Raw genomic sequence first — 23,050 nt, 5'->3', positions numbered from 1 at the left:
GTTGCTGACCGTGCGGAGCGCGGATCGCGGCCGCGGGCCGCGGGCGGCTCACCATGCCACGCCCGCCTCGGCCACCTCGGCCATCACGAGCCGGCCGGCGGCGAGCCGGTAGCGGGTCATCCGGCGTAGCGCGGGACGGTACACGTGGATACTGACCGCCGGCTGGTCACCGCGGTTGGTGACCACGTGCACGTGGCGGGGACCGAAGCGACGGCCGGCCCCGGCGGCCAGGCGGTGTGCGCGCAACCCGGCGCCGCTGACCGTCTCCTCGGTGAGGACACCGGCGGCGACCAGGAACGCGCCGCTGGAGCCGCCGTGGTCGTGCAGGTCGGTGCCCTGCCCGGGCAGCCAGCTCAGCGCCCAGACCTCGTGCTCGGCGTCCCCGGCGAGCCGGGCGTACCACCGACTGAGCGGGTCGAAGCGCCGCGGCACCGGCCAGCCGGTCGGGTCGGCGGACCACCGCCGGGCGACGGCGAGCAGGTCGGCCTCGGGCGGGCGACGGATGGTCACGGCAGGTCCTCGCGGGCTGGGCGGCACGGTCGGGTCCAGCTTAGGCGTCAATCCCTATAGGTTTAGTAGGTTATCCCACTTGTCGGGACGGGGAGACAGCAGCCCGCCGGGCTCAGCGGCGGACCGGTGGGGCCGCCCGGTAGCCTGGGACCGAGGGCCAGCGCACGGTCAGCACGACCGACTCCCGCTCGGCGTACCAGGAATGGTCCACCCCGCGCCCCCACTGCACGTAGTCGCCGGGCTCGCCGAGCACCACCGTCCGGTCCGGCAGCTCCACCCGGAATCGTCCACTCACCAGTACCAGCAGCGCCGTCCGCCGCTCCCCGGTGGCCCACCGCGAGCGGGCCTCACCGGCCGGGTGCACGCCCCACTTCACCTCGACGTCGGTGCTGTGCCGCACCTCGCCCGGCGGCATGAAATGGCCGAGCAGCCAGCCGGCGTTGGTGGCGCCGTCGACGCCCGCGTTGCCCACGTACACCTGCTCGTCCATGCCTCTCCCCGCTCGCCGGGCGAGCAACCTATTAGGCGGCGGTCCGACTAACCTGGACCGGTGAGTGAGGAACTCGACGCCGAGACGCTGGCGTTCGCGCACCGGATGTTCGACCTGGCCCGGGACGGCGCCACCGAGGAGCTGGCCGGCTACGTCGACGCGGGCCTGCCGGTCAACCTGACCAACGACAAGGGCGACACGCTGCTGATCCTCGCGGCCTACCACGCCCACTCGGCGACCGTCGCCGCGCTGCTGGCCCGGGGCGCCGACCACTCCCGGACCAACGACCGGGGGCAGACCGCGCTCGCCGCGGCGGTCTTCCGCAGCAGTACGGAGGCGGTGCGCGCGCTGCTCGCCGCCGGCGCCGACCCGGACCACGGCAACCCGTCCGCGGTGGACACCGCCCGCTTCTTCGACCTGCCCCAGATGCTCGCGCTGCTCCGCCCGGGTGGCAGCCCGACCGCGGCCTGACGCCCACCCGAGGGTCGGACCAGGAGCCGCGGTCGTCGCCGGCGGCGGGGTGCGGCCGAGCCCCGGCAGGACCGGGCCCGGGCCGGTATACAGAGGCGGTGGAGGATCCGCTGCCCGAACAGATGCGCGCCGCCGGCACGGCGCTGCTCGCCGCGCTCGACGAGCCGGCCCGCGCCCGCGCGACCCACCGGTTCGACGACGACGCCGCCCGGCGCTGGTTGGAGTACCGGCCCCGTCCTCGGCCCGGGGTCAGCCTCGCCGACCTCGACACTGCCGGACGCAAGGCCACGCACCGGCTGCTCGCCACCGCGCTGAGCCCGACGGCGTACGCGCAGGCGATGACGATCGTCGCGCTGGAGGAGGTGCTGGACCGGGCGGAGGGCTGGCGCCGCGGCCGGCACCGCGACGACTACTGGGTGGCCGTCTTCGGCGACCCGGCCCGGGACGACCGCTGGGCGTGGCGGGTGGAGGGGCACCACCTCTCGGTGAACATGACGGTGGTGGACGACCAGGTCTCCCCCGCGCCGATCTTCTTCGGCGCCAATCCGGCGGCCGTGCGCTACGCGGGCCGCCCGGTGACCCGGCCGCTCGGCGTCGAGGAGGACCTCGCCCGGGCCCTGCTGGACGCCCTCGATCCGGCGGGGCGGGCCGCCGCGATCATCGCCGACGAGGCGCCCGGAGACATCATCAGCGCCACCCGCCCCCGGGTGGACGCGCCGCTGGTGCCGCTCGGCGTACCGGCCGAGCGGCTCGGGCCGACCGCCCGGGCGCTGCTGGACCAGCTGGTCGCGCTCTACCTGGACCGGCTCCCGCCCGAGCTGGCCGTCCGCGAGGCCCGCCGGCTCTCCGGCGGGCAGCTGCACTTCGCCTGGGCCGGTCCGACCCGACCGGGCCAGCGCCACTACTACCGGGTGCAGGGCGACGACCTGCTGATCGAGTACGACAACACCACCGACGACGGCAACCACGCGCACACCGTGCTGCGCCGCCCGGCCAGCGACTTCGGCACCGACGCCCTGGCCGCCCACCACACCCACTCCCACCCCACCCGCCCGCGGACAGGTTGATCATGAGGTTGACGGCGATGTCGATCTCCGTCGGTGCCGCCAACCTCATGATCAACGGGGCGACGGAGGGGGTCAGGAGGTGGGTTTGTGGGCTTCGATGAGGAAGCGGCGGGCGTGCGCGACGAACGGGCCCTCGGTGCGGATGCGGTGGTGGAGGCGGGCCAGCTGGGGACGGTGGCGCTCGACGGTGAAGCCCGGCACGGTCCAGACCACCTTGCGTAGGAACCAGACCACCGCGGCGATGTCGTGGAAGACCGTACGCAGGGTGGCCTGGCGCAGGTCCACCACCGTCAGGCCGGCCGCCCGGGCGGCGGCCACCGCCCGCTCCGGGTGGCGGGCGGCGGGCGGCGGCAGCGGCCCGAGGATCGCCTCGCTGAGCTCGCGGACCGTGCCGGGCCCGATCTGCTGGGACAGGTACGTGCCGCCGGGGCGCAGCACCCGGGCCGTCTCGGCCCAGTCGGTGCGCACCGGATGCCGGCTGACCACCAGGTCGAAGGCGCCGTCCCGGAACGGCAGCGGGGCGTCCGGCGTGACCGCGACGACGGTCGCCCCGACCGTGCGCAGCGTGCGGCGAGCCACCGGCACGTTCGGCGGCCAGCCCTCGGTGGCCACCAGCAGCCGGGGTGGCTGAGGCACCTCGGCCAGCACCTCGCCGCCACCGGTGTCCACGTCCAGGGCCGCGTCTGCGGCCGCCATCCGGGCGGCCACCAGACGGGCGTACCCCCACGGCGGGCGTTCCTCGGTGGCCCGGCCGGCCAGCCAGTCGAAGGCCCAGCCCTCGACCGGGGCGGCGGCCCCCTCGGCGAGCAGTTCGTCGAAGCTCGGGTCGGTGCTCATCCGGCCAGCCTGTCCGGCCGGTCCGCCCGGCGGCAACGCAATTGCCGCCGGCCGGCGCGGGCCGCAGGACGGAGCCCTACCGACGCCACGACCGCCGGACGGGCCGCCAGGACCGCCGGACGGGCCGTCGCCGGGGCAGAGACGTGGGCGGGCCGTCATGACCGCCGGGCGGGCCCGGTCGCCGGGTCAGGGGCACAGCCAGGTCAGGGGCGCGGGCGGACGATCTCCGCGGTGGAGCCGGCCACTCCGCCACCGAGCGCGTCGAACGTGGTCGCCTCGGCCCGCCGGCCGGCGTCGAACCGGCGCATCAGCCGGGCGCCGAGGCGTACCCCCAACCCGCCGACGGCGAGCGCGACCACCTCGGTCACCAGCAGCACCACCGAGGCGCCCCGCTGCGGGGCGTCCGCACGGATCAGGCAGCCGATCAGGAACAGCCCGGCCATCGCCGTGTTGACCAGGTGGAAGGCGACCGCGGTCCGGCGGGTCCGGTCGCCCGGCACGTCCCACAGGTCGACCATCCCGGCGACCGCGGTCAGACCGGCGGCCACCAGGGCGGCGACCGCCGACCAGTAGCCCACCTCACCGAGGAAGGCCGGGCCGCCGACGACGTCGGTGAGGTCGAAGACGGTCGCGCTGACGAAGAGCCCGTAGGGGAACGTCACCAGCATCGGTTGGATCGGATGTCCCTGCACCCGCAGCCGGCTCTGCATCGGTCCTCCCCTGGTCGGCTCAACCCATGAACCCAGGGTGCTACCCGGGCACCAGCCGGGTGAAACGACGCGCTCAGCCGCCCCGTTGCCGGGAGACCGTGCTGACCAGCCGCTCCGCCACCTCGCGCAGCGGGATGGCGAGCGACGAGGCGGCGGTGCGCAGCACCTCCAGCGCCTCCGGCGCCGGGCAGCCGCGCTGCGTCATGATCACCCCGATCGCCTGCCCGACCACCCCGTCGCCCAGCAGCGAGGCGTCCCGCTCGCCAGCCAGCGCCGCCTGCCGGGCCCGGTCCCGGACCGCGGCCAGCAGCAGGCCGGCGTGCTCGGCCAGCAGCATCGCGGTGAGCTGGTGGCCGGTGGTGAGCGCGTCCGAGGCCCCGGCGTAGAGGTTGATCGCGCCGATCACCTGCTCGTCGACGTCGACCGGGGCGGAGATCACTCCGTGCACCCCGAGGTCGCGCGCCCGGGCGGTCCAGGTCGGCCAGCGCCGCTCGCGGCCCAGGTGCTCGGAGCGGATCATCTCCCGGCGCCGGATGGCCTCCATCGCCGGGGTGTCCGGGCCGTGCCGCAGGTCGTCCAGGCCGGCCAGCCGGGCGTCGGAGGCCGCCACCCCGGCCGGCTCGCCGGCCCGCAGCGCGGTGAAGCCGCACCAGGTGACCCCGGCCACCGCGTCCCGGGCGATCCGGACCAGGGCCGCGAGGGCCTCGTCGAAGTCGTCCACGGCGATCAGCCCGGCGGTCAGTTCCCGCAGCAGCGCGGCGGTCTCCAGCACCCCCAGCGTCTCGACCGCCGGCGCCCGCGTGTCCAGGTTCACCGGTTCACAGCCCCTGCCGCCCCCGTCCGCGTACGCCCAGCCGGTGCTGCCATCACCCGTGTCATCCTCTTGATCTCCCGACTCGTCAGCCCCGGGCTACTACCCGGGCGAACACGGGTCGAAACGGCCTAAAGGGGGCCTGTCCCGGGCGCGTGGACGCGCCGGACGAGGCCCCCTGTCCTCAGCGGGAGGCGGCGCTGAGCCGGCGCCCGACCGAGGCGATCAACCGGTCGAGCTCGGAGCCGAACGGGTTGTCGTGCACCAGGTACGTCCAGGTGGCGCTCGGCCGGACCAGCTTCGACTCGTCCGGCTCCCAGTCCTCGTCGAACTCGGTCTCGGTGAAGGTGGCGATGGTCCGTGCCTCGATCTCCGGGACCAGCGCGTTGAACGCCGGCACGGCCGCGCGGTGGAACTCGTCCAGCGGGTCGAGCCGACCCAGCGCGCGCAGGTGTACGCCTTCGCGGACCTCCGAGAGCTCGGCCAGGTGCTCGGCCCAGAGCCGGTCGAGGTGGTAGAGGGCGATCGACCGGGCGACCCGGGCGAGCAGGTCCTCGTCCATCTCGCCGGCCTTGTCCGGCTCCTTGTCCAGCAGCATCAGCGCCGCCACGTCGGTGGTCAGCAGCCGCTCGCGCCGTTCGGCGAGCGCCTTGCGCTGCTGCTCGATCACCACGCTGTAGCGCCAGGTGTTGCGGTGGATCTCGTGGTTGACCCCCTCGGCGACGCGCTGGGCGTGCTCCACGGCGTAGTCCACCTGCTCGTCGGTGACCAGGCCGTCGGCGTTCATCCGCGGCGACGCCGGGACGGTGTCGCCGGCGTGCCGGACCACCAGGTCGTCCTCCAGGCTGACGAAGAAGACCGAGCCGCCCGGGTCGCCCTGCCGGCCGGCCCGGCCGCGCAGCTGGTCGTCGACCCGGCGGCTGTCGTGCCGGCCGCTGCCGATCACGTAGAGGCCGCCGAGCTCGGCGACCCGGTCCCGGTCGGCCTGGTCGCTGCCGCCGAGCCGGATGTCCACGCCCCGGCCGGCCATCTGGGTGGAGACGGTCACCGCGGCGTACGCGCCGGCCTCGGCGATGATCGCCGCCTCCTCGTCGTCGTTCTTGGCGTTGAGCACCACGCAGGGCACCCCGGCGGCGTTGAGGCCGGCGGCCAGCCCCTCGGACTCCTTGACGTCGAGGGTGCCGACCAGCACCGGCCGCCCGCGCTCGTGGTTGCGCTTGATCTCGTCGATCAGCGCCTCCTCCTTCTCGGCGCGGGTGGCGTAGATCCGGTCGGGCTCGTCCTCGCGGATGCAGGGGGTGTTCGGCGGGATCACCGCGACCTCGAGGCCGAAGAACTCGCGCAGCTGGTCGCCGACCAGCACCGCGGTCGCCGTCATCCCGCACACCTTCGGGTAGAGCGCGATGTACGCCTGCACGGCGATGGTGCCCAGCACCTCGCCCTCGGCGGTGGCGTCCAGGCCCTCCTTGGCCTCCACCGCCGCCTGGAGCCCGTCCGGCCAGCGGCGGCGCTGGGCTACCCGGCCCCGCATCTCGTCGATCAGCTCGACCGAGCCGTCCCGGACGATGTAGTCCACGTCGCGGTGCAGCAGGGCGTGCGCGTGCAGCGCCACGTTGACCGCGGAGAGCTGCTCGACGTGCTCCTCGTCGTACAGGTCGATGCCGAGCTTGGCCTCGACGGCGGCCAGGCCGGCCGAGGTGAAGGCCACGCTGCGGCCGTCCTCGGCCACCGTGTAGTGCTTGCCCTTGCGCAGGCCGCGCACCAGGGCGGCGGCGGTGTGCACCGGGTCCTGCTCGCCGGGCACCGCGCCGGCGAGGACCATCGGCACCCGGGCCTCGTCGATCAGGATCGAGTCGGCCTCGTCGACGATCGCGGTGCGCAGCGCCGGCTGCACCCGGTCGGCGAGGTCGGTGACCAGCTGGTCGCGCAGGTAGTCGAAGCCGGCCTCGCTGACCGAGATGTAGGTGACGTCGCAGGCGTACGCGTCGCGGCGCTCCTGCGGGGTGGACGCCTCGTTGACCCAGCCCACGCTCAGTCCGAGCAGGGTGTAGACCGGCTCCATCCACTGGGCGTCGCGGCGGGCCAGGTAGTCGTTGACGGTGAGCACGTGCACCGGGCCGTTGCCCACCCGGACGTGCCCGTACGCGGCGATGGCCGCGGTGAGCGTCTTGCCCTCACCGGTGGCCATCTCGGCGACCTTGCCGGAGAGCAGCGCCATCGCGCCGAGCAGCTGGACGTCGTACGGCCGCTGGTCGAGGCCGCGGCGGGCGGCCTCGCGGCCGATCGCGCAGATCTCCTCGTAGCCCTCGGCCTTGCCGGCGGCCTCGGTCAGCTCGACGTCGTCGAGCGCCGACAGCTCCTCCTCGCGGGCCTCGATGGCCGGCAGCAGCTTCTCCAGCGGCCCCAGGTCGACCGTGGTCCCCGGGCGCTGGAGGAACCGGCGGAACCTGGTCTTGAACCGTTGCGACACACCCATGAGCGGCAACGGTACGCGACCCGGCTGACCTTGGGCGGCCCGCCCGGCCGCGGGACACGCCGTCCAATTCCCGCGATCTTGCACCCGGTGCCCCGTCGAATGCCACCGAACTGCATGACAAGGGCCGAAACTGCAAGATCGCGGTGGCGGGCGGTCGACGGTCAGCCGGCCAGCACCACCTGGAGCTCCTGGCGGCGGCGCTCGGCGAGGGCGGTGAGCAGCGCGGGCGCCTCGTCGAACGGGACCACCACCGAGACCATGTGCTTGCGGATCAGATCCCCGTACGCGCGCAGCAGGTCGATCGTCTCGGCGGAGAGCCGCTCCCGGTCCCAGGTCGGGGCGAGCCCGCGAGGCACCCGGCCGATCTGCGCGCAGCGCAGCGACAGCCCGTTGTGGTGGAACTCCTCGCCGAGCCGGACCTCGTCCGCGCCGGCCTGGTAGAAGGCCAGGTCGATCACGGTGCCCTGCGGGCGGAGCAGGCGCAGCGCGAGATGCAGCGCCCAGGCCTGGCCCCGGCACTGGAACACCACGTCGGCGCCGCGGTCGCCGGCCGTGTGCGCCCAGCGGGTCTTGAGCACCACCGCCGGGTCGTCGGCCTCCGGGTCGAGGGTCTCCAGCCCGAGCGCCGCGGCGACCTCCCGGCGCTGCGGGGTCGGGTCGAGCACCACCACCGACGCGGCGCCGTGCCGGCGGGCGAACAGGGCGGTGAGCAGGGCGACCACCCCGCTGCCGACCACCGCCACCCGGCGCCCGCGGACCCCGTCGCCGAGCCCGCGCACGTCGGTGCCGTACAGGTCGGCGGCGGCGTGCAGCAGCCCGTTGGCGCAGATCGGTCCCATGTGCGCGACGTAGACGCCGAGCAGCGGGTCCAGGTCGTCGGGGATCGGGACGAACCGCTCGGCGAGCGGGTCGGCGACGTGCCCGGTGCGGTGGCCGTAGGTCATGGCGCCCACGGTGCCGACCCGGACCGCCGGGGTGGCGCTCTCCACCACCTCGGCCACCTGCATGTAGCCCAGCCGGGTCACCGGGTACGGCGTGCTCGCCTCCCCCGGCTGGAAGAGCCCGAGGTCGGCGTCCCAGGTGACGTTGAGGTACGGGTTGGTGCCCTTGACGTAGCTCAGCTCGGTGCCGGCGGAGACCCCGCTGTAGCGCGTCCGGACCCGGAAGGTGCCCGGGCGCAGCTCGGCGGCGTCCTGCTCGACCAGCTCCACCCGGCCGGGACCGGGCACCACCACGACCTTGTCACGCATCGACCGTCACCCCCGTGCTCAGGGTCGCCGGGGTCGCCGGCGCGGCCAGCCGCACCGGCGCTCCGGTGCGGGCCGAGTCGGCCACCGCGAGGGCCAGCCGCTGGGTGCCGAGCGCCTCGGCGTACGGGACCCGGACGTCGTCGCCGACGCCGCGCACCGCGTCGACGAAGGCCCGGTCGACGGCGATCCGCGCGGCGTCCGGGTCGGCCGGGATCCGCCGCTCCCCGTCGCCGTCGCGGACGACCAGACCGTCCTCGGTCAGCGCCAGGGCCAGCCCGTCGGCGAGGATCTCCAACCCGGCCCGGTGCTTCCAGCCGAGCACGCAGGCGGCGGTGAGCGTGCCCACCGCGCCGCTGGCGAAGCGCAGCGCGGCGGTGGTGACCGAGTCGATGTCCGCCCCGTCCACCGGGGGCGGTGTCCCGTCGGCGTACGCGGTCACCTCGCTCACCTCGCCGGCCAGCACCCGGATGAGGTCCAGCACGTGCGCAGCCTGCTCGACCACCGGTCCGCCGGAGCGGTCCCGCTGCGACCACCAGGCGACCGGCGGGACCTTGTCCAGCCAGGCGCCGGCCACCATCCGCACCGGCCGGTCGGCCAGCAGCTGGCGGGCCTGCTCCACCACTGGCAGGTACCGCCAGTGGTGCCCGACCGCGGTGAGCAGGCCGCGCCGGGCGACCAGCTCGGCGATCCGCTCGGCGGTGGCCAGGTCGACCGCGACCGGCTTCTCGACGAACATCGGCACCCCGGCGGCGATCACCGCCTCCTCCGCCGGGCCGTGCGCGAACGGCGGAACGCAGACGTAGACCGCGTCCGGCCCGGCGGCGAGCAGCTCCTCGACGTCGGCGAAGCTGCGTGCGCCGTACGCGCCGGCCAGTTCCGCCGCGGCCGCCGGCGCCACGTCGGTCACCCCCAACAGCTCGACGTCGGTGAATCCGCTCAGCACCCGGGCATGGCGTTGCGCCACCCCGCCGGCTCCCACCAGTCCCACCCGGCACGTGCGCATCCAAGCCTCCCGCCCCGCGGTTCACGTTTCGCCCACAGCACTCCCCCCGGGTGGGCGCAATCAAACGTTCACCGCACGGGAACCCGACGGTGTCCGCTTCGTGATCAGGCTGTCGGGGATGATCCGGTTAGCGCGTGCTGGGAAGTGGGAAAACCAGGCTTGGATTTTCCGCCTCGATCAGGGGGTGCCTGTGCGGAATACGGAATCGACGGTATCGCCGGTGGTGGAGGCGTGGGCCACCTACCGGACAACGTCGGCGGCCGACTGGCCGGCGCGGCTGCTGCTGCGCGCGAAGGGTGACACCCGGGTCAGCGTGGTGCTGCCCGCCCATAACGAGGAGGCCACCGTCGGCGCGATCGTGTCGACCATCCGGGAGCACCTGGTGCACCGGGTGCCGCTGGTCGACGAGCTGATCGTGGTCGACTCCCGGTCGACCGACCGCACCGCCCAGGTGGCCCGGGCCGCCGGCGCCGAGGTGGTCAGCCAGGACGAGATGACCCGGGGACTGCCCCGGCTGACCGGCAAGGGCGACGCGCTCTGGGCCGGGCTCGCCGCCGCCGACGGGGACGTGGTGGCGTTCATCGACGCCGACCTGCGGGAGTTCCGTCCGCACTTCGTGACCGGGCTGATCGGCCCGCTGCTGACCGACCCGTCGGTGGAGTTCGTCAAGGGCTTCTACCATCGCCCACTGGTCGGCACGGCCGGCGTCGAGGCCGACGGCGGCGGGCGGGTGACCGAACTGCTGGCCCGGCCGGTGCTCAACCTGTTCTGGCCCGAGCTGGCCGGCTTCGTGCAGCCGCTCGCCGGCGAGTACGCCGGCCGGCGGGAGGTGCTGGAGCAGGTGCCCTTCGTCTCCGGCTACGGGGTCGAGACGGCGATGCTCATCGACCTGCTGGAACTGATCGGGCTGGACGCGCTGGCCCAGGTCGACCTCGGCGAGCGCAAGCACCGCCACCAGGACACCGCGGCGCTGGGGCGGATGTCGGCCCAGATCCTGCTGACCGCGTGGTCGCGGCTGCAGCGGCGGGGCTGGGCCGTTCCCGGCGCGATGCCCGCCGCCCTGCTGACCCAGTTCCGCCGGGGCGGCTCGGAGGCGCTGCCGAACCTGGAGCGGGAGATCGTGGTCAGCGACGTCTCCATCGAGGAGCGCCCGCCGCTGGCCGAGCTGCGGCACCGGGTGCCGCGTCGACGGGTGGCGGCGGCGTGACGCCCCGACCGGCCGGCGGCCCGCCGGCGACGGTGACCGCCGGCCCCGAAACGGGACGGGGGGCGGCCCGATGAGTCTCACCGTGCTGATGAACGCCGGGCCGTGGTTGTCCGTGCCGCCTCCCGGCTACGGCGGGATCGAGAACGTGATCGCGACCCTGGTGCCGGAGCTGCGCCGGCTGGGCGTCCGGGTGGTGCTCGCCTCGGTCGAGACCAGCACCCTGCCGGTCGACGAGTTGGTCTCGGTCTTCCCCGACGGGCAGTTCTCGCAGCTGCAACGGCCGTACAACCAGGTCTGCGGCGTCGCCCAGGCGCACCTGGGCGGGGTGGTCCAGGCGCTGCGCTCGCGCGACGACATCGACCTGGTGCACGACCACGTGGAGGCGGTCGGGCTCGCCACCCTCGCCGCGATGGGCCCGGACGCCCCGCCGGCGCTGCACACCCTGCACTGGGACCTGGCCAAGCACCCGGCGCTCTACGGCAATCTCGACGGCGGCGACCGGGTCCGGGTCAACGGCGTCTCCGCCTCCCAACTGGCCCGGGCGCCCGAGGCGTTGCGGGCGTACTCGGTCGGGCACGTGCACCTGGCCACCCCGCTGGCCGTCGACGCCGACCGTCGGCCCGCGCCGGAGAAGGGCGACTACGCGCTCATCCTGGGCCGGATCAACCCGGGCAAGGGGCAGGACCTGGGCGCCCGGCTCGCCCGCCGGGTCGGGGTGCCGCTGGTGCTGGCCGGCCCGGTCGGCCCGTACCACCGGCCGGAGGACCTGGCCGCGGCGGGCGACGAGGCCCGGCAGAACCCGGACGTCCGGTTCTTCCTGGACGAGGTGGCCCCGCACGTGGACGGCGACCTGGTCCGCTGGGTCGGCACGGTGGCCGGGCAGGTGCGGGACGACCTGCTGGCCGGTGCCCGGGCCACGCTGTTCCCGCTGCGCTGGGAGGAACCGGGCGGCACGGCGGTGGTCGAGTCGCTCGCGCTCGGCACCCCGGTGGTGGCGACCGCCCGGGGCTGCCTGCCGGAGCTGATCGAGCACGGCCGGACCGGACTGCTCACCACCGACGAGGAGGAGCTGGGTGAGCTGCTGCTGGCGGCCAGCCTGCTCGAACCGGGCGAGTGCCGGCGCGAGGCGGCGACCCGGTTCACCCCGGCGGTGATGGCGCAGGTGTACGTGCGCCTCTACGACCAGGTTCGCCAGCTCACCGCGGCCCGCCGCCTGCAACCGGTCTGACCGGCGTCGCATCCACCGGCCGGGTCCCGCATCGCGGGGCCCGGCCGCGCGTTTGCCGGCACCGGGGGCGGGTAGCCGGGCAGGGCTCAGCCACCGCCGCTCAGGAGGGAGAAGACCTCGGTGACCGGTCCGATGGCGCACTCGCGCGCCCGCCGGAACCCGGCCGACGGCAAGGCCCCGGTGCGCCGGGCCGCCACCGTCGTGTCGTGGGTCTTCGTCCTCGTCGGCCTGCTCGGGTTCGTCCCGGGCATCACCTCGAACTACGGCGACTTGGGGTTCGCCGGCCACCAGTCGGAGGCGAAGCTGCTCGGGGTGTTCCAGGTCTCGGTGCTGCTCAACCTCGTGCACCTGCTGTACGGGCTGGTCGGGCTGGCCCTGGCCCGTACCGTCGCCGGCGCCCGCGCGTACCTGATCGGCGGCGGCGCGATCTACCTGGTGCTCTGGCTCTACGGCCTGGTGGTCGACCACGACAGCGGGGCGAACTTCCTCCCGGTCAACCACGCCGACGCCTGGCTGCACTTCTTCCTCGGCGTCGGCATGATCGCGCTGGGGCTGCTGACCACCCGCGGCCGGGCCCGCCGCTGACGCTTGCTCGTCCAGCGCCCGCCGCCGGCGGTGGTCGTCCCCGGTGACGGCGCCCCTGCCGGTTCCGCCGTGACGGCCGTCGCGCCGGCGGCCGGTCCCGTTTGACTCCGCCCCCGCCCGGGTAGTTCGCAGTCCTGCGGACGAGACTGGAGCGAGGGCGGAGATGTCGAGCCGGATCAGCTGCGAGGTGCGCGACGGGTCGCCGACCGTCGTCCGGCTCGCCGGCGACCTCGACCTGGCCACCATGCGCCCGGTGCACACCGTGCTGGACCGCTGCCTGGCCACCCAGCCCGACGCGCTGGTGGTCGACCTCGCCGACGTCACGGTCCACGACCGGCTCGCGTTGTCGGTCTTCGCCGCCGCCGCCCGGCAGGCCGCCGGCTGGCCGGCCGTGCCGCTGGTGCTCTGCGCACCGGCGCCCGAGGCCGCCGCCTGGCTGGCGGAGTCGACGACCTGCCGGGTGGTCCCGGTCCGCCGGGACTGCGCCGAGGCGGCCCGGGCGGCCGGCGCCGCCGCGTTGCCCCGGCTGCGGGCCCGGCTGGAACCGGCGGCGGGGGCCTGTCGGCGGGCCCGGGAACTGGTCGCCGACGCCTGCGCGCGGTGGAACCTGCCGGAGGCGGCCGGCCCGGCGTCGGTGGTGCTCAGCGAACTGGTCGGCAACGTGGTCCGGCACGCCGGCACCCCCATGCAGGTCACCCTCACCCTGCGCCGGCCCTGGCTGCACCTGGCCGTGGTCGACGGCAGCCGGGACGCGGCCCGGCCCGGCGCCCCGGACCTGCGGGCGGAGGGCGGCCGGGGACTGCTGCTGGTACGCGAGCTGACTCAGCGCTGGGGCAGCGTGCCGGCCGGCGAGGGCAAGGTCGTCTGGGCCACGCTGCCCGCGAATTGACCGTATTTACCGGCTTCGCCTGGTTACATGGGCGGAGGGGCGGGTAGCCACGCCCGTCCTTTGTCGTCATGACGGGGTGAAGAGTCAATGCCCAGACGGGTCACCACGGAACCCGGACGCGACCGGGGCCCGGCCATCCTGGCCCCGGCCCGCTTCGGCGGCTATCCCGGACCGCTGCGCAAGGCGGTCCCGGGCGGCAAGCTGATCCGGTTCCTGGCCACCACCGACCACAAGCAGATCGGGCTGCTCTACCTGATCACCTCGTTCGGCTTCTTCATCGCCGCCGGGATCGAGGCGATGCTGATCCGGGCCGAACTGGCCCGCCCGGGCCTGCAGTTTCTCTCCTCGGAGCAGTACAACCAGCTGTTCACCTCGCACGGCGCGGTGATGCTGCTGCTGTTCGCCACCCCGGCGGCGTTCGGGTTCGCCAACTACATCGTGCCGATCCAGATCGGCGCGCCCGACGTGTCGTTCCCCCGGCTCAACGCCCTGGCCTACTGGCTCTACCTCTTCGGCGGAGTCATGGTGCTGGCTGGCTTCCTCACCCCGGGCGGCTCAGCGGACTTCGGCTGGACCGCCTACTCCCCGCTGAGCAGCGCCGAGCACTCGCCCGGGGTCGGGGCCAACATGTGGGTGATGGGCCTGGTGATCTCCGGGCTGGGCACCATCCTCGGCGCGGTCAACCTGATCGCCACGATCCTGACCCTGCGCGCTCCCGGCATGACCATGTTCCGGATGTCGCTCTTCACCTGGAACATGCTCTTCACCAGCGTGCTGGTCCTCCTGGTGTTCCCGCTGCTCGCCGCAGCGCTGCTGGCGCTGCTGGCGGACCGGCTGCTCAACGCCCACGTCTACGACCCCGGGACCGGCGGGCCGATGCTCTTCCAGCACCTGTTCTGGTTCTTCGGCCACCCCGAGGTGTACATCATCGCGCTGCCGTTCTTCGGCATCATCAGCGAGATCATCCCGGTCTTCGCCCGCAAGCCGATCTTCGGCTACACCGGCATCGTGCTCGCCACCATGGCGATCACCTTTCTCTCGATGACGGTGTGGGCGCATCACATGTTCGCCACCGGCCAGGTGCTGCTGCCCTTCTTCAGCATCCTGAGCTACCTGATCGCGGTGCCCACCGGGGTGAAGTTCTTCAACTGGATCGGCACCATGTGGAAGGGCCAGCTCACCTTCGAGACGCCGATGCTGTTCGCGATCGGCTTCCTGGTGACGTTCCTGCTCGGCGGGCTCACCGGGGTGCTGCTGGCCAGCCCGCCGGCGGACTTCCACACCCACGACACCTACTTCGTGGTGGCGCACTTCCACTACGTGGTGTTCGGCACCGTGGTCTTCGCGCTCTTCGGCGCCTACTACTTCTGGTGGCCGAAGATGACCGGGCGGTTGCTCGACGACCGGCTCGGCAAGGCGCACTTCTGGACCATGTTCATCGGCTTCCACGGCACCTTCCTGGTCCACCACTGGCTGGGCAACGAGGGGTTCCCCCGGCGGTACGCCGACTACCTGCCGACCGACGGGTTCACCGCGCTGAACACCACCTCCAGCATCTTCGCCTTCATCCTCGGCATCTCCACGCTCTTCTTCATCTGGAACGCGTGGAAGTCCTGGCGGTACGGCGCGATGGTGACGGTGGACGACCCCTGGGGCTTCGGCAACTCACTGGAGTGGGCCACCACCTGCCCGCCCCCGCTACGCAACTTCGACCGGATACCCCGGATCCGCTCCGAGCGCCCCGCCTTCGACGCCAAGTACGGCCCGCTCGTCGCCGACCTCGGTCGGGACCTGCCGCAGCGCACCACCAAGCCGCCGCAGGAGTTCCGCGAGGAGCTGCGCCGGGAGGAGTACCTGCCCGAGTCGCCGGCCGCCGAGGGCGCGCACGGCGCGCGGGAGGCCGTCGCGTACCAGCCGGCGCCGCAGTCCGGGGCCCGGCCGGTGGACGTGCCAGAGCCGGAGGAGGTGCGCCGACCCAGCTTCGAACAGACCGACGCACCGGAGGAGCCGCCGCCCGGCGGCCCGCAGCGCCCAGGCACCCGGTGGCGACACCCGCGCGGGCACGGCGACGACAACCCCGAGGACTGACCGGCCGGGGCGTGCGCGAGCGGAGGGGGCCGGCGCATCCGCGCCGGCCCCCTCCGCTCGTTACGGGTGCGCCGGTCAGCCGTCGCGGCCCGGGGCCAGGCCGGCCGCGGTGAGCGAGCGGCGCACCGCGGGCTGCACCCGGGTCAGCCGCAGCGGCACCCCGGTGCGGGCGGCGGCCTCCCGGCCGGCCATCAGCGCGGCGATCCCACCGGCGTCGAAGCCGCCCGCGCCGACCAGGTCCACCACCACCTCGGCGGGCTGGCCGGTGACCGCCGCCAGCATGGCCCGGCGCAGCTGGTCGGCGCCGTCGCGGTCGACCTCCCCGCCGACCTCGACCACCACCCGGTCGCCGTTCTGCTTCACCGAGATCCGGGTACGCCCCGCCTCCGACTCGGCGGCGCCGTTCTGCCACGGCGGCGGCGCGTCGGCGAGCATCGCCTGGCGCAGCCAGGTCAGCGCCCGGGAGAGCAGCCGGGACACGTGCATCTGCGAGATACCGAACCGCGCCGCGATCTCGGCCTGCGTCTGGTTGCCGTAGAAGCGCATGGCCAGGATCCGCCGCTCCCGCCAGGGCAGGCGGTGCAGCAGCCCGCTCACCGTCACCCGGTCGTCGACGGATTCAAGCGCGTTGTCCGACTCCCCCACCAGGTCGCCGAACTCGGCGGAGCTCTCTCCACCGACCGGCGCGTTGAGCGAGGCCGGGCTGTAGCCGGCCGCCGACTCCAGCGCGGCGAGGATCTCCTCCTCCGGGGTCTCCAGCCGCTCGGCCAGCTCCGCCACGGTGGGCGCCCGGGACAGCTCGCTGGTCAGCGCCGCGGTGGCCTGCCCGACCTCGAGGATGAGGTCGCGCAGCCGTCGGGGTACGTGCACGCCCCAGGTGCGGTCCCGGAAGTGCCGCTTGATCTCGCCGACGATGGTGATCGCCGCGTAGGCGGTGAACGAGCCCCGTTCCGGGTCGTACCGGTCGACCGCGTTGACCAGTCCCAGCCGGGCGACCTGCTCCAGGTCCTCCAGCGGCTCCCCCCGCCCCCGGTACCGGCGGGCCAGCCGACCCGCGAAGGGCAGGGCGAACCGGACCAGGTCGTCGCGGGCCTCCTGCCGCCGCTCCGGTGGCAGTCCCTCGATCCGCGCCGCGTACGCCAGCGCCGCCGCGTCGAGGTCCTCAAGACCCCGGTCGGTGGGTGGTGGTGTGGTCGTGCCGGTCTGTCCGAACATCCGCGCCTCCCTCAGGAAGGTCCCCCGCCCGGATTTGGGAAACCGGTCGTGCGCGTGGTCGCACCACGCACCGGGCCGGAAGTGGGTTACGTGACTGGGGTGCCAGCGGGCGCCGCACTGCGCAGCGTGATCAGGCCGTCGCAGCCAGCAGTGTTCCCGCTCCGTAGGTACTCAATCACGGGATCCCGGGTTCGCGAGGATGTTTCGCCGGGCCGGCCTCAACAGACCAGTAGGCCCAGGTGGGTGCCGCTGTCGCGGAGCGCGGCGAGCGCCTCCGGCACGGCCAGTGGCGGCGGCGTCGGCAGGTCGTACGGCTGGGCCCGGAGCACCTCGGTGGCCCGCCGGGTGGGTACCGCGGTGACCGGGTAGCCGCGGGCGGTCGGGCGGTCCAGCGCCCGGCGGCGGAGGCCGAAGCCGGCGACCGCGAGCCACTGCGGCAGCCCGGCCAGCGCCGGCGAGCGCACCCCGGGCGGCTCGGGCAGCACGTCCACCGAGCTGAACCGCTCGCTGCCGGCCAGCCACCACTCCGCCCCCTCGACGCTGCGCCGGGTGGCGTTCTCGCACCAGTAGGGCACCAGCCCGGCCCGGAGCACCTGCCACGGGTCCAGCAGCCGACCGCACTCGACCACCAGCCGGTCGCCGGTCTTGCCGGCGGCGCGCAGCCAACGCCGGTACAGGTCGGCGGTGGCCGCGCTGAGCGCCTCCGGCCGGGGATAGAGCACCCGGTGCAGCGGATGCCCGTGCCGGCCGGTCCACTCCCGGGCATTGAGCTCGAAACCGGACTCCACGCCGTGTTCGGCGTAGCCGGTCGGCGAGGTGACCTCCGGCGGCTCCCAGTGCGCGCCGTCGCCCCCGGCCGACCGGAGCACCTGGCGCAGGGCGTGGCTGTCCGGGTGGAAGTCCACCGGGTCCAGGCCACTGGCCGGGCAACCGACCTGGAAGCTGTGTCCGGCGGCGGAGTCGAGCACCGGCCAGGTGCGCGCGTCGCGCAGCAGCAGCACCGGCGCGCCCGGCGCCAGCCGGTCGGCCAGGAACCGCCGGTACGCCGCCGGCAGGGCCTGCCAGCGGGCCGCCAGCGCCACCGTGGCGCCCGCCAGCGCGCCCCGGCTGGCCGGGCAGTGCACCTGGCGCACGTGCAGGTCTTGGTTGCCGGCGAGCAGCCGGGCGGCGAGCGCGGCGCCGTGGTCCAGCGCGGCCCGCGGCCGGTCCACCGCCCCCTGCGCCCAGTGCACGGTCATCTCGAACCCGGCGGGCAGCCACGGCACGCCCAGCGCGACCGCCAGGTGTGCCGCCGCGCCGTGCGGCGAGCCGATCAGCACGCCCGGGTAGCGGCGCCGCGGGTACTGCTCGACGAACCAGCGGGCCACCCGGGCGGCGTCGACCTCCGCGGTCTGCCCGCAGGTCAGCGCCACCCGCCCGACGGCCCGGTTCGCTGCCGCCCGCCGGATCGGCTCGGGGGCGCCGGCGAACCGGGACAGCGGCCCGACGTGGCCCAGGTCGGCGCAGTCCACCCCGCGCAGTGCCCGGGCGGTGGCGCCGACCAGGATCCGCGCGGCACTGCCGGCCGCCACGACCCGGTCGCCGGACAGACCGGCGCCCTCGGCCGTGAGCCCCTCGTGCACCTTGTGCACCGGCCCCACCTTGCCTCGATCGCTCACCACGCGGCCCGGCTTCCCGTCCCGATGCGGTTCAAACGGGGCATCCCCCACCGGGCGGGAGCAATCCGGTGATCTTCCGGCCCATCGCCGTCCCGGACGGTTGGCTCCGTCCCTGCCCGCGCGTCCCGGCTGGGCCGGCCGTCCCCACTGGGCCCGCCGTCCCGGCCCGGTCGGGCGGGGGTCGTCCGCGGTGGTAGGCCGTGCCGCAGGGTTTCGCGCTGCCCGGGAGGGGCACTCGACGCACCATGCGCGAGGACCACGACACTCCCCCGGCTGCCACCATCACTCCGTACCAGGACGGCCCGTTGCTGGTGCGGGGCGATTTCGCCCTGGTCACCCCGGACGGGCGGACCATCGACGCACGGCGCGGCACGGTGGCGCTGTGCCGGTGCGGCAAGTCGGCGCTCAAGCCCTTCTGCGACGGCACGCACAAGGCCGTCGGCTTCCGGGCCGGCACCGACCGGGAGGGGTGAACCCGGCCGGCAGGATCAGGCGACGGCGGGCAGCGCGGGCGACGCGGCCTGGGCGGGCCCCGCGGCCGGCACCGTGCGCGTCGGCGCCGCCCCGGTGACCGGAGCCCGCAGCGAACTACGACCCGCCGCCCAACGGTCCAGCAGGTGCGCGGCGAAGCGCCGGTCCACCGCCAGCGCGGCGGCCGCGCCGAAGACCACGTCGGGCGCGAGGGCGGGCTCGACCCGGACCAGCCCGCCGCACAGGTCGTGCGCGGCGATCTGCTCGTGCACCGCGTCCGCCTCGACGTGCTCGTCGTAGAACCGGGTAGCCACCTCGTCCAGGCCCAGCCGGCGCAGGCCGTTGCCGTAGCGGCGGTTCGGCAGCGAGGAGGTCATCTCGTAGGCGGCCAGGTGCCCGAGCAGCGCCCCGCGCAGCCGGCGGTGCAGGCCGAACAGCGACATCAGGTTGTTGGTGGCCAGGGTGACCGCCGGCACCACGTCCAGGTGGGCGCCGTACCCGGTGTCCAGGCCGAGCCGACCCATGGTGGTGCGGAACAGCTCCGCGTGCATCCGGTCCAGCCGCCCGTTGCCGTACTCGTCCATCTGGATCTCCACCAGGGCGGCCTTGGCCGGGCCGCCAAGGCGAGGCAGCGCCCAGCTGTGCGGGTCCGCCTCCCGCAGGTGATAGATCGAGCGGTGGATGACGAACTCGCGGAACTGCGCCAGCGTCGCCCGCCGCTGCAACTGCACGGCGAGCGACGGCCCGTCGTCCGCGGCGACCACGTCGGCCAGCGCCGCCGGCACCCCGGCGGGCAGCACCGCCGGCAGCGGGCCGACCAGCCGTCGCACCGCCGCCTCGAACACGCCTTCGGCGTACGACCGCAGCGCCAGCAGCGACGGCTGCCACTCCCAGTCGTCGGCGACGTCGCGCCAGCCCCGGTAGTGCATCTCGTAGCAGAGGAAGAGGGTGAGCTGGAGGTCCTCGTCGGTGAGCGGGTCGGCCGGTTCGAGCAGCGCGGCGAGGGAGTCCGGCAGGTCGTGCGGCGGTCGCCGCAGCGCGTCGAGCACCGTGGCCGAGACGGGACCGCGCGGGTGCGGCAGGGGCGCGGGACCGTACCGGCGATCGGTGGGCTCGGACAACGTGACCTCCAGCGTCGACTGACGATCTCTGTTGCCCTGGGCGCCCGCCGCTAAACGAGATCCTCCGCCTCGACGGCCACCCCGGCCTCCAGCATCCGGTCGCGCACCCGGCGCGCGGCATCGCCGGAGGCGAAGAGGCCGCGCAGGTCGGCGAAGGCCGGCTCGGGCGGGGCCAGCGGCACCGTCGGATCGACCACCGCCTCCAGCACGCAGGGCCGGTCGGCGGCGAGCGCCTCGTCCCAGGCCGCGCCGACCAGCTCCGGCCGGTCGACCCGGACGCCGTGCAGGCCGAGCAGCCGGGCCCAGCCGGCGTACGGCACGTCCGGCCGGCGCCGGGACGGATCGACGTCGGGCTCCCGGCCGCCGCCCATGCCGGACTGGTCGCGGTTGTTGAGCACGAGGACCACCAGCCGGGGATCCCGCCACTGCGGCCAGTGGTGTGCCACGGTGATCAGCTCGGCCAGGCCGTTGAGCTGCATGGCCCCGTCGCCGAGCAGCGCGATGACCGGCTGGTCGGGGGCGGCGAGCTTGGCGGCCACCGCATACGGCAGGGCGCAGCCCATCGAGCCGAGGGTGCCGCAGAGCTGGGCGTTGACCCCGGGAGGCAGCTCCAGGTGCCGGGCGTACCAGTAGATGACCGAGCCGACGTCGACGGCGATCGCCCCGGAGCGCGGCACCCGGGTGGAGAGTTCGTGCAGGACCAGCCGCGGGTTGACCGGTTCGGCCGGCGCACGGGCCCGGTCCGCCGCCTCTGCCCGCCAGCGGTCGACCGAGCTCTCCACGGTGGCCCGCCACCCCTCGTTGGGGTTGTTCGGCACCCGGGCGAGCAGGGCGCGCAGGGTCTCCTCGGCGTCGCCGACCAACGGCACGTCCACCGGGTAACGGGTGCCGATCTTGCGGCCGTCGATGTCGATCTGCACGGTGCGGACCTGACCGGCGATCGGGAAGTAGTCGGTCCACGGGTCGTTCGTGCCGACCAGCAGCAGGGTGTCGCAGCCGCCCATCAGCTCGGTGCTGGCCCGGGTGCCGACCTCGCCGAGCACACCGGTGTGGAAGGGCAGCCGCTCGTCGAGCACCGGCTTGCCGAGCAGCGAGGTGGCCACCCCGGCACCGAGCCGGTCGGCGAGCGCCACGATCTCGTCCGCCGCGCCGCGGCCGCCCTGGCCGACCAGGATGGCGGTGCGCTGCCCGCTGGCGAGCAGTTGGGCGGCGGCGTCCAGATCCACCTCGTGCGGCAGGACCCGGGCCAGCGGCTCGCCGGGCGTGGCCGTGATCACCCCGGCCGCGTTCGGCTGCAGGTCCGGCACGACGGCCTCCTGCAACTGCCGGGCCAGCACCACGCAGACCGGGCTGCGGGTCGCCGCGGCGGTACGGAACGCCTGGTCCAGCACGGCCGGCACATGGTCGGGTGTGCGGGCGTACCGGACGAACTGGTTGCACACGTCGCCGAAGAGCCGGCTCAGGCCGATCTCCTGGTGCGCGCCGCCGAGCGGGCCGGTGATGTCCTCCCCGACGATCGCCACCACCGGCTTGCTGTCGAGCTTCGCGTCGTAGAGCCCGTTGAGCAGCTGCACCGCGCTGGGGCCCTGGGTGGCCAGGCAGACGCCGATGCCGCCGGTGAACTTGGCGTGCCCGGTGGCCATGAAGGAGGCGGTCTCCTCGTGCCGGGCCGGCACGAACGCGGGGTCCCCGCCGGAGGCGTCCAGCGCCTCGATCACCGGCGCGATCGCCTCCCCGGGGTAGCCGAAGGCGCGCGGCACCCGCCACGCCCGTAGCCGCTCGACCACCAGGTCGGCGACGGTGCGCTCAGCCATTGCCCCGCCCCGGGGTGCTCGCGTCGGCGTAGCGGAGCACCGCGCCCACGCCGTCGACCAGCTCGGGGGCCTCGTCCGGGCCGAGCACGGTCAGCTCGGCATCGGTGCCGACCAGGGCGCGCACCAGCGCCGCATCGGCGCGGACCTGCTCCGGATCGGTGACCGACATGGCGGCCAGCTCGCGCGGGTCGGTGGCGATCGCGGTCGGCTCGGGGCCGATCCACAGCTTCCCGTTCGCCGACGGGTCGTCGACGATGAGCATGTTCTCGACCTGGTTGCGCTGCAGGGCGGAGACCACGGCGTCCAGCCCGGCGCCCACGTCCTCCTGCATGCCGAACCGGTCCAGCGTGGCGCTGATCCGCTGGTCGGCCACCTCCGCGATGGTCTGCACGGTGATGTCGTCCAGCAGCGTCTGGTCGGCCCCGCCGGCCCGGGAGCCGGCGTCGGTGCGCACCACCACGTCCTGCCACCGGTCCGGCATCTGCGCGGCGATCATCCCGGTGGCCCGGACGTCGCCGGCCACCACCACCACCTCGGCGCCGACCTTCTCGGCCAGCTGCACGGTCGCCGCGGTGACGTCGCCGGCGTTGTGGTGCCAGGCCTCCATCGCCGCCCGCTGGTAGCGGGACTGGGACCAGCCGCCCGGGTTCACCCGGCGCAGCTGATGGCTCTCCCGCCCCTTGACGTGTGCCCGGCGCGGCACGCCGCCGGCGCTGATCGCCATCGCGTCCGCGCCGGTCCGGTCGGCCAGTACCCGCACCCAGGCGACCTGCTCGCCGCGCTGGGCGAGCAGCGGCATCACGTGCGGCAGCGCGGAGAACGCGGCCAGGTCCCGCAGCGGCGGGGCGGACAGGAACTCGGAGAGCACCACCCGGCCCCGGGTGGCGAAGACGGCCAGCCCGTAGTCGCCGGCCATCGGATCGTGCCCCCGGACCACCCGTTCCACGGCCTCGATGCTCGCCAGGTCGGCGCGCTGCTGCTGGAGCGCGTCGCGCAGCGCGCGCCAGCGCAGGTCGAGCGCCGGGTGGGCGTCCTCGGTGTTGGCCGAGGCGTCCAGGTAGACCGAGCACCACGGCCCGGGTTGGTCGTAGAGCGGGCGCAGGAAGGACAGCTGCATGCTCGACCCCTTTCCAGCTCGGCCCTGCGCTT

The 23,050-nt window shown here is 74.6% G+C and carries 21 protein-coding genes; 8 read left to right on the top strand and 13 right to left on the bottom strand.

Annotated features, from left to right (window positions below; genetic code table 11):
• Positions 1–48 precede the first annotated feature (48 nt).
• Together ACVCAH_RS23275 and ACVCAH_RS23270 are read right to left on the bottom strand one after the other, a co-directional pair.
• The gene (locus ACVCAH_RS23275; RefSeq protein WP_447138307.1) at positions 49–510 is read right to left on the bottom strand and encodes a cysteine dioxygenase; all 462 of its coding nucleotides are present in this window, start codon (positions 508–510) and stop codon (positions 49–51) included.
• Positions 511–622: 112 nt separating this feature from the next.
• A complete protein-coding gene (locus tag ACVCAH_RS23270) occupies positions 623–1,000 on the bottom strand; it encodes a signal peptidase I (RefSeq protein WP_447138306.1) in 378 nt (125 codons plus the stop codon).
• A gap of 105 nt (positions 1,001–1,105) precedes the next feature.
• Here ACVCAH_RS23270 and ACVCAH_RS23265 point away from each other — a divergent pair, with 105 nt between their 5' ends.
• Both ACVCAH_RS23265 and ACVCAH_RS23260 read left to right on the top strand, forming a co-directional pair.
• Positions 1,106–1,471 (top strand): ankyrin repeat domain-containing protein, encoded by a 366-nt coding sequence (locus ACVCAH_RS23265; RefSeq protein WP_447138344.1) that lies wholly within the window; start codon positions 1,106–1,108, stop codon positions 1,469–1,471.
• A 98-nt stretch (positions 1,472–1,569) separates the two neighbouring features.
• Positions 1,570–2,538, top strand: a complete 969-nt coding sequence (locus ACVCAH_RS23260; protein WP_447138305.1) for a DUF3500 domain-containing protein — start codon at positions 1,570–1,572, stop codon at positions 2,536–2,538.
• A 72-nt stretch (positions 2,539–2,610) separates the two neighbouring features.
• On the opposite strand, the gene ACVCAH_RS23255 is transcribed toward ACVCAH_RS23260, so the two are convergent.
• The 6 genes from ACVCAH_RS23255 to ACVCAH_RS23230 all read right to left on the bottom strand — a co-directional run bounded on the left by ACVCAH_RS23255 (position 2,611) and on the right by ACVCAH_RS23230 (position 9,625).
• Positions 2,611–3,375: a class I SAM-dependent methyltransferase gene (locus ACVCAH_RS23255; RefSeq protein ID WP_447138304.1), complete on the bottom strand. Its 765-nt coding sequence runs from the start codon at positions 3,373–3,375 to the stop codon at positions 2,611–2,613.
• A 203-nt stretch (positions 3,376–3,578) separates the two neighbouring features.
• Positions 3,579–4,085 (bottom strand): DUF2231 domain-containing protein, encoded by a 507-nt coding sequence (locus tag ACVCAH_RS23250; protein WP_447138303.1) that lies wholly within the window; start codon positions 4,083–4,085, stop codon positions 3,579–3,581.
• Between the two features lie 73 nt (positions 4,086–4,158).
• Complete coding sequence (locus ACVCAH_RS23245) at positions 4,159–4,899, bottom strand: GAF domain-containing protein (protein WP_447138302.1); 741 nt, start codon at positions 4,897–4,899, stop codon at positions 4,159–4,161.
• Between the two features lie 181 nt (positions 4,900–5,080).
• A complete protein-coding gene (secA2, locus tag ACVCAH_RS23240) occupies positions 5,081–7,372 on the bottom strand; it encodes an accessory Sec system translocase SecA2 (RefSeq protein ID WP_447138301.1) in 2,292 nt (763 codons plus the stop codon).
• Between the two features lie 161 nt (positions 7,373–7,533).
• Entirely contained in the window at positions 7,534–8,622 is a 1,089-nt protein-coding gene (locus ACVCAH_RS23235; protein WP_447138300.1) for a zinc-dependent alcohol dehydrogenase, read from the bottom strand.
• Entirely contained in the window at positions 8,615–9,625 is a 1,011-nt protein-coding gene (locus ACVCAH_RS23230; protein ID WP_447138299.1) for a Gfo/Idh/MocA family protein, read from the bottom strand. Before ACVCAH_RS23230 ends, ACVCAH_RS23235 begins: the two co-directional genes overlap by 8 nt.
• Before the next feature lie 223 nt (positions 9,626–9,848).
• Between ACVCAH_RS23230 and ACVCAH_RS23225 the strand changes: the two genes are divergently transcribed.
• The 5 genes from ACVCAH_RS23225 to ctaD all read left to right on the top strand — a co-directional run bounded on the left by ACVCAH_RS23225 (position 9,849) and on the right by ctaD (position 15,622).
• On the top strand, positions 9,849–10,832 hold the full coding sequence (locus ACVCAH_RS23225) for a glucosyl-3-phosphoglycerate synthase (protein WP_447138343.1): 984 nt from the start codon (positions 9,849–9,851) through the stop codon (positions 10,830–10,832).
• A gap of 70 nt (positions 10,833–10,902) precedes the next feature.
• On the top strand, positions 10,903–12,060 hold the full coding sequence (locus ACVCAH_RS23220) for a glycosyltransferase (protein ID WP_447138298.1): 1,158 nt from the start codon (positions 10,903–10,905) through the stop codon (positions 12,058–12,060).
• A 120-nt stretch (positions 12,061–12,180) separates the two neighbouring features.
• Positions 12,181–12,645, top strand: coding sequence for a DUF4383 domain-containing protein (locus tag ACVCAH_RS23215; protein WP_447138297.1), 465 nt, complete (start codon positions 12,181–12,183; stop codon positions 12,643–12,645).
• 163 nt (positions 12,646–12,808) lie between these two features.
• Positions 12,809–13,534 (top strand): ATP-binding protein, encoded by a 726-nt coding sequence (locus tag ACVCAH_RS23210; protein WP_447138296.1) that lies wholly within the window; start codon positions 12,809–12,811, stop codon positions 13,532–13,534.
• Between the two features lie 87 nt (positions 13,535–13,621).
• Positions 13,622–15,622 carry an aa3-type cytochrome oxidase subunit I gene (gene ctaD, locus ACVCAH_RS23205; protein WP_447138295.1) on the top strand — a complete coding sequence of 667 codons (2,001 nt, stop codon included), beginning with the start codon at positions 13,622–13,624 and terminating at the stop codon, positions 15,620–15,622.
• Between the two features lie 75 nt (positions 15,623–15,697).
• Here ctaD and ACVCAH_RS23200 read toward each other — a convergent pair whose 3' ends face one another.
• Both ACVCAH_RS23200 and ACVCAH_RS23195 read right to left on the bottom strand, forming a co-directional pair.
• Positions 15,698–16,837, bottom strand: coding sequence for a SigB/SigF/SigG family RNA polymerase sigma factor (locus tag ACVCAH_RS23200; protein WP_447138294.1), 1,140 nt, complete (start codon positions 16,835–16,837; stop codon positions 15,698–15,700).
• 218 nt (positions 16,838–17,055) lie between these two features.
• A complete protein-coding gene (locus ACVCAH_RS23195; protein ID WP_447138342.1) occupies positions 17,056–18,459 on the bottom strand; it encodes a hypothetical protein in 1,404 nt (467 codons plus the stop codon).
• Positions 18,460–18,695: 236 nt separating this feature from the next.
• Between ACVCAH_RS23195 and ACVCAH_RS23190 the strand changes: the two genes are divergently transcribed.
• Positions 18,696–18,968: a CDGSH iron-sulfur domain-containing protein gene (locus tag ACVCAH_RS23190; RefSeq protein ID WP_447138293.1), complete on the top strand. Its 273-nt coding sequence runs from the start codon at positions 18,696–18,698 to the stop codon at positions 18,966–18,968.
• Between the two features lie 15 nt (positions 18,969–18,983).
• Here the strand turns inward: ACVCAH_RS23190 and ACVCAH_RS23185 are convergent, their stop codons facing one another.
• Genes ACVCAH_RS23185 through ACVCAH_RS23175 form a run of 3 tightly spaced genes read right to left on the bottom strand, consistent with a single transcriptional unit; the run spans position 18,984 to position 23,018 of the window.
• Entirely contained in the window at positions 18,984–20,087 is a 1,104-nt protein-coding gene (locus tag ACVCAH_RS23185) for an iron-containing redox enzyme family protein (RefSeq protein ID WP_447138292.1), read from the bottom strand.
• A gap of 50 nt (positions 20,088–20,137) precedes the next feature.
• The gene (locus tag ACVCAH_RS23180) at positions 20,138–21,901 is read right to left on the bottom strand and encodes a thiamine pyrophosphate-binding protein (protein ID WP_447138291.1); all 1,764 of its coding nucleotides are present in this window, start codon (positions 21,899–21,901) and stop codon (positions 20,138–20,140) included.
• A complete protein-coding gene (locus tag ACVCAH_RS23175) occupies positions 21,894–23,018 on the bottom strand; it encodes a baeRF2 domain-containing protein (protein ID WP_447138290.1) in 1,125 nt (374 codons plus the stop codon). The genes ACVCAH_RS23180 and ACVCAH_RS23175 overlap by 8 nt, the downstream gene beginning before the upstream one ends.
• Positions 23,019–23,050: the final 32 nt, after the last annotated feature.

The organism is Micromonospora sp. LZ34 (genome assembly GCF_052981855.1).
The sequence above is the reverse complement of the archived record's forward strand: the minus strand, read 5'-3'. Positions and strand labels throughout refer to the sequence as shown.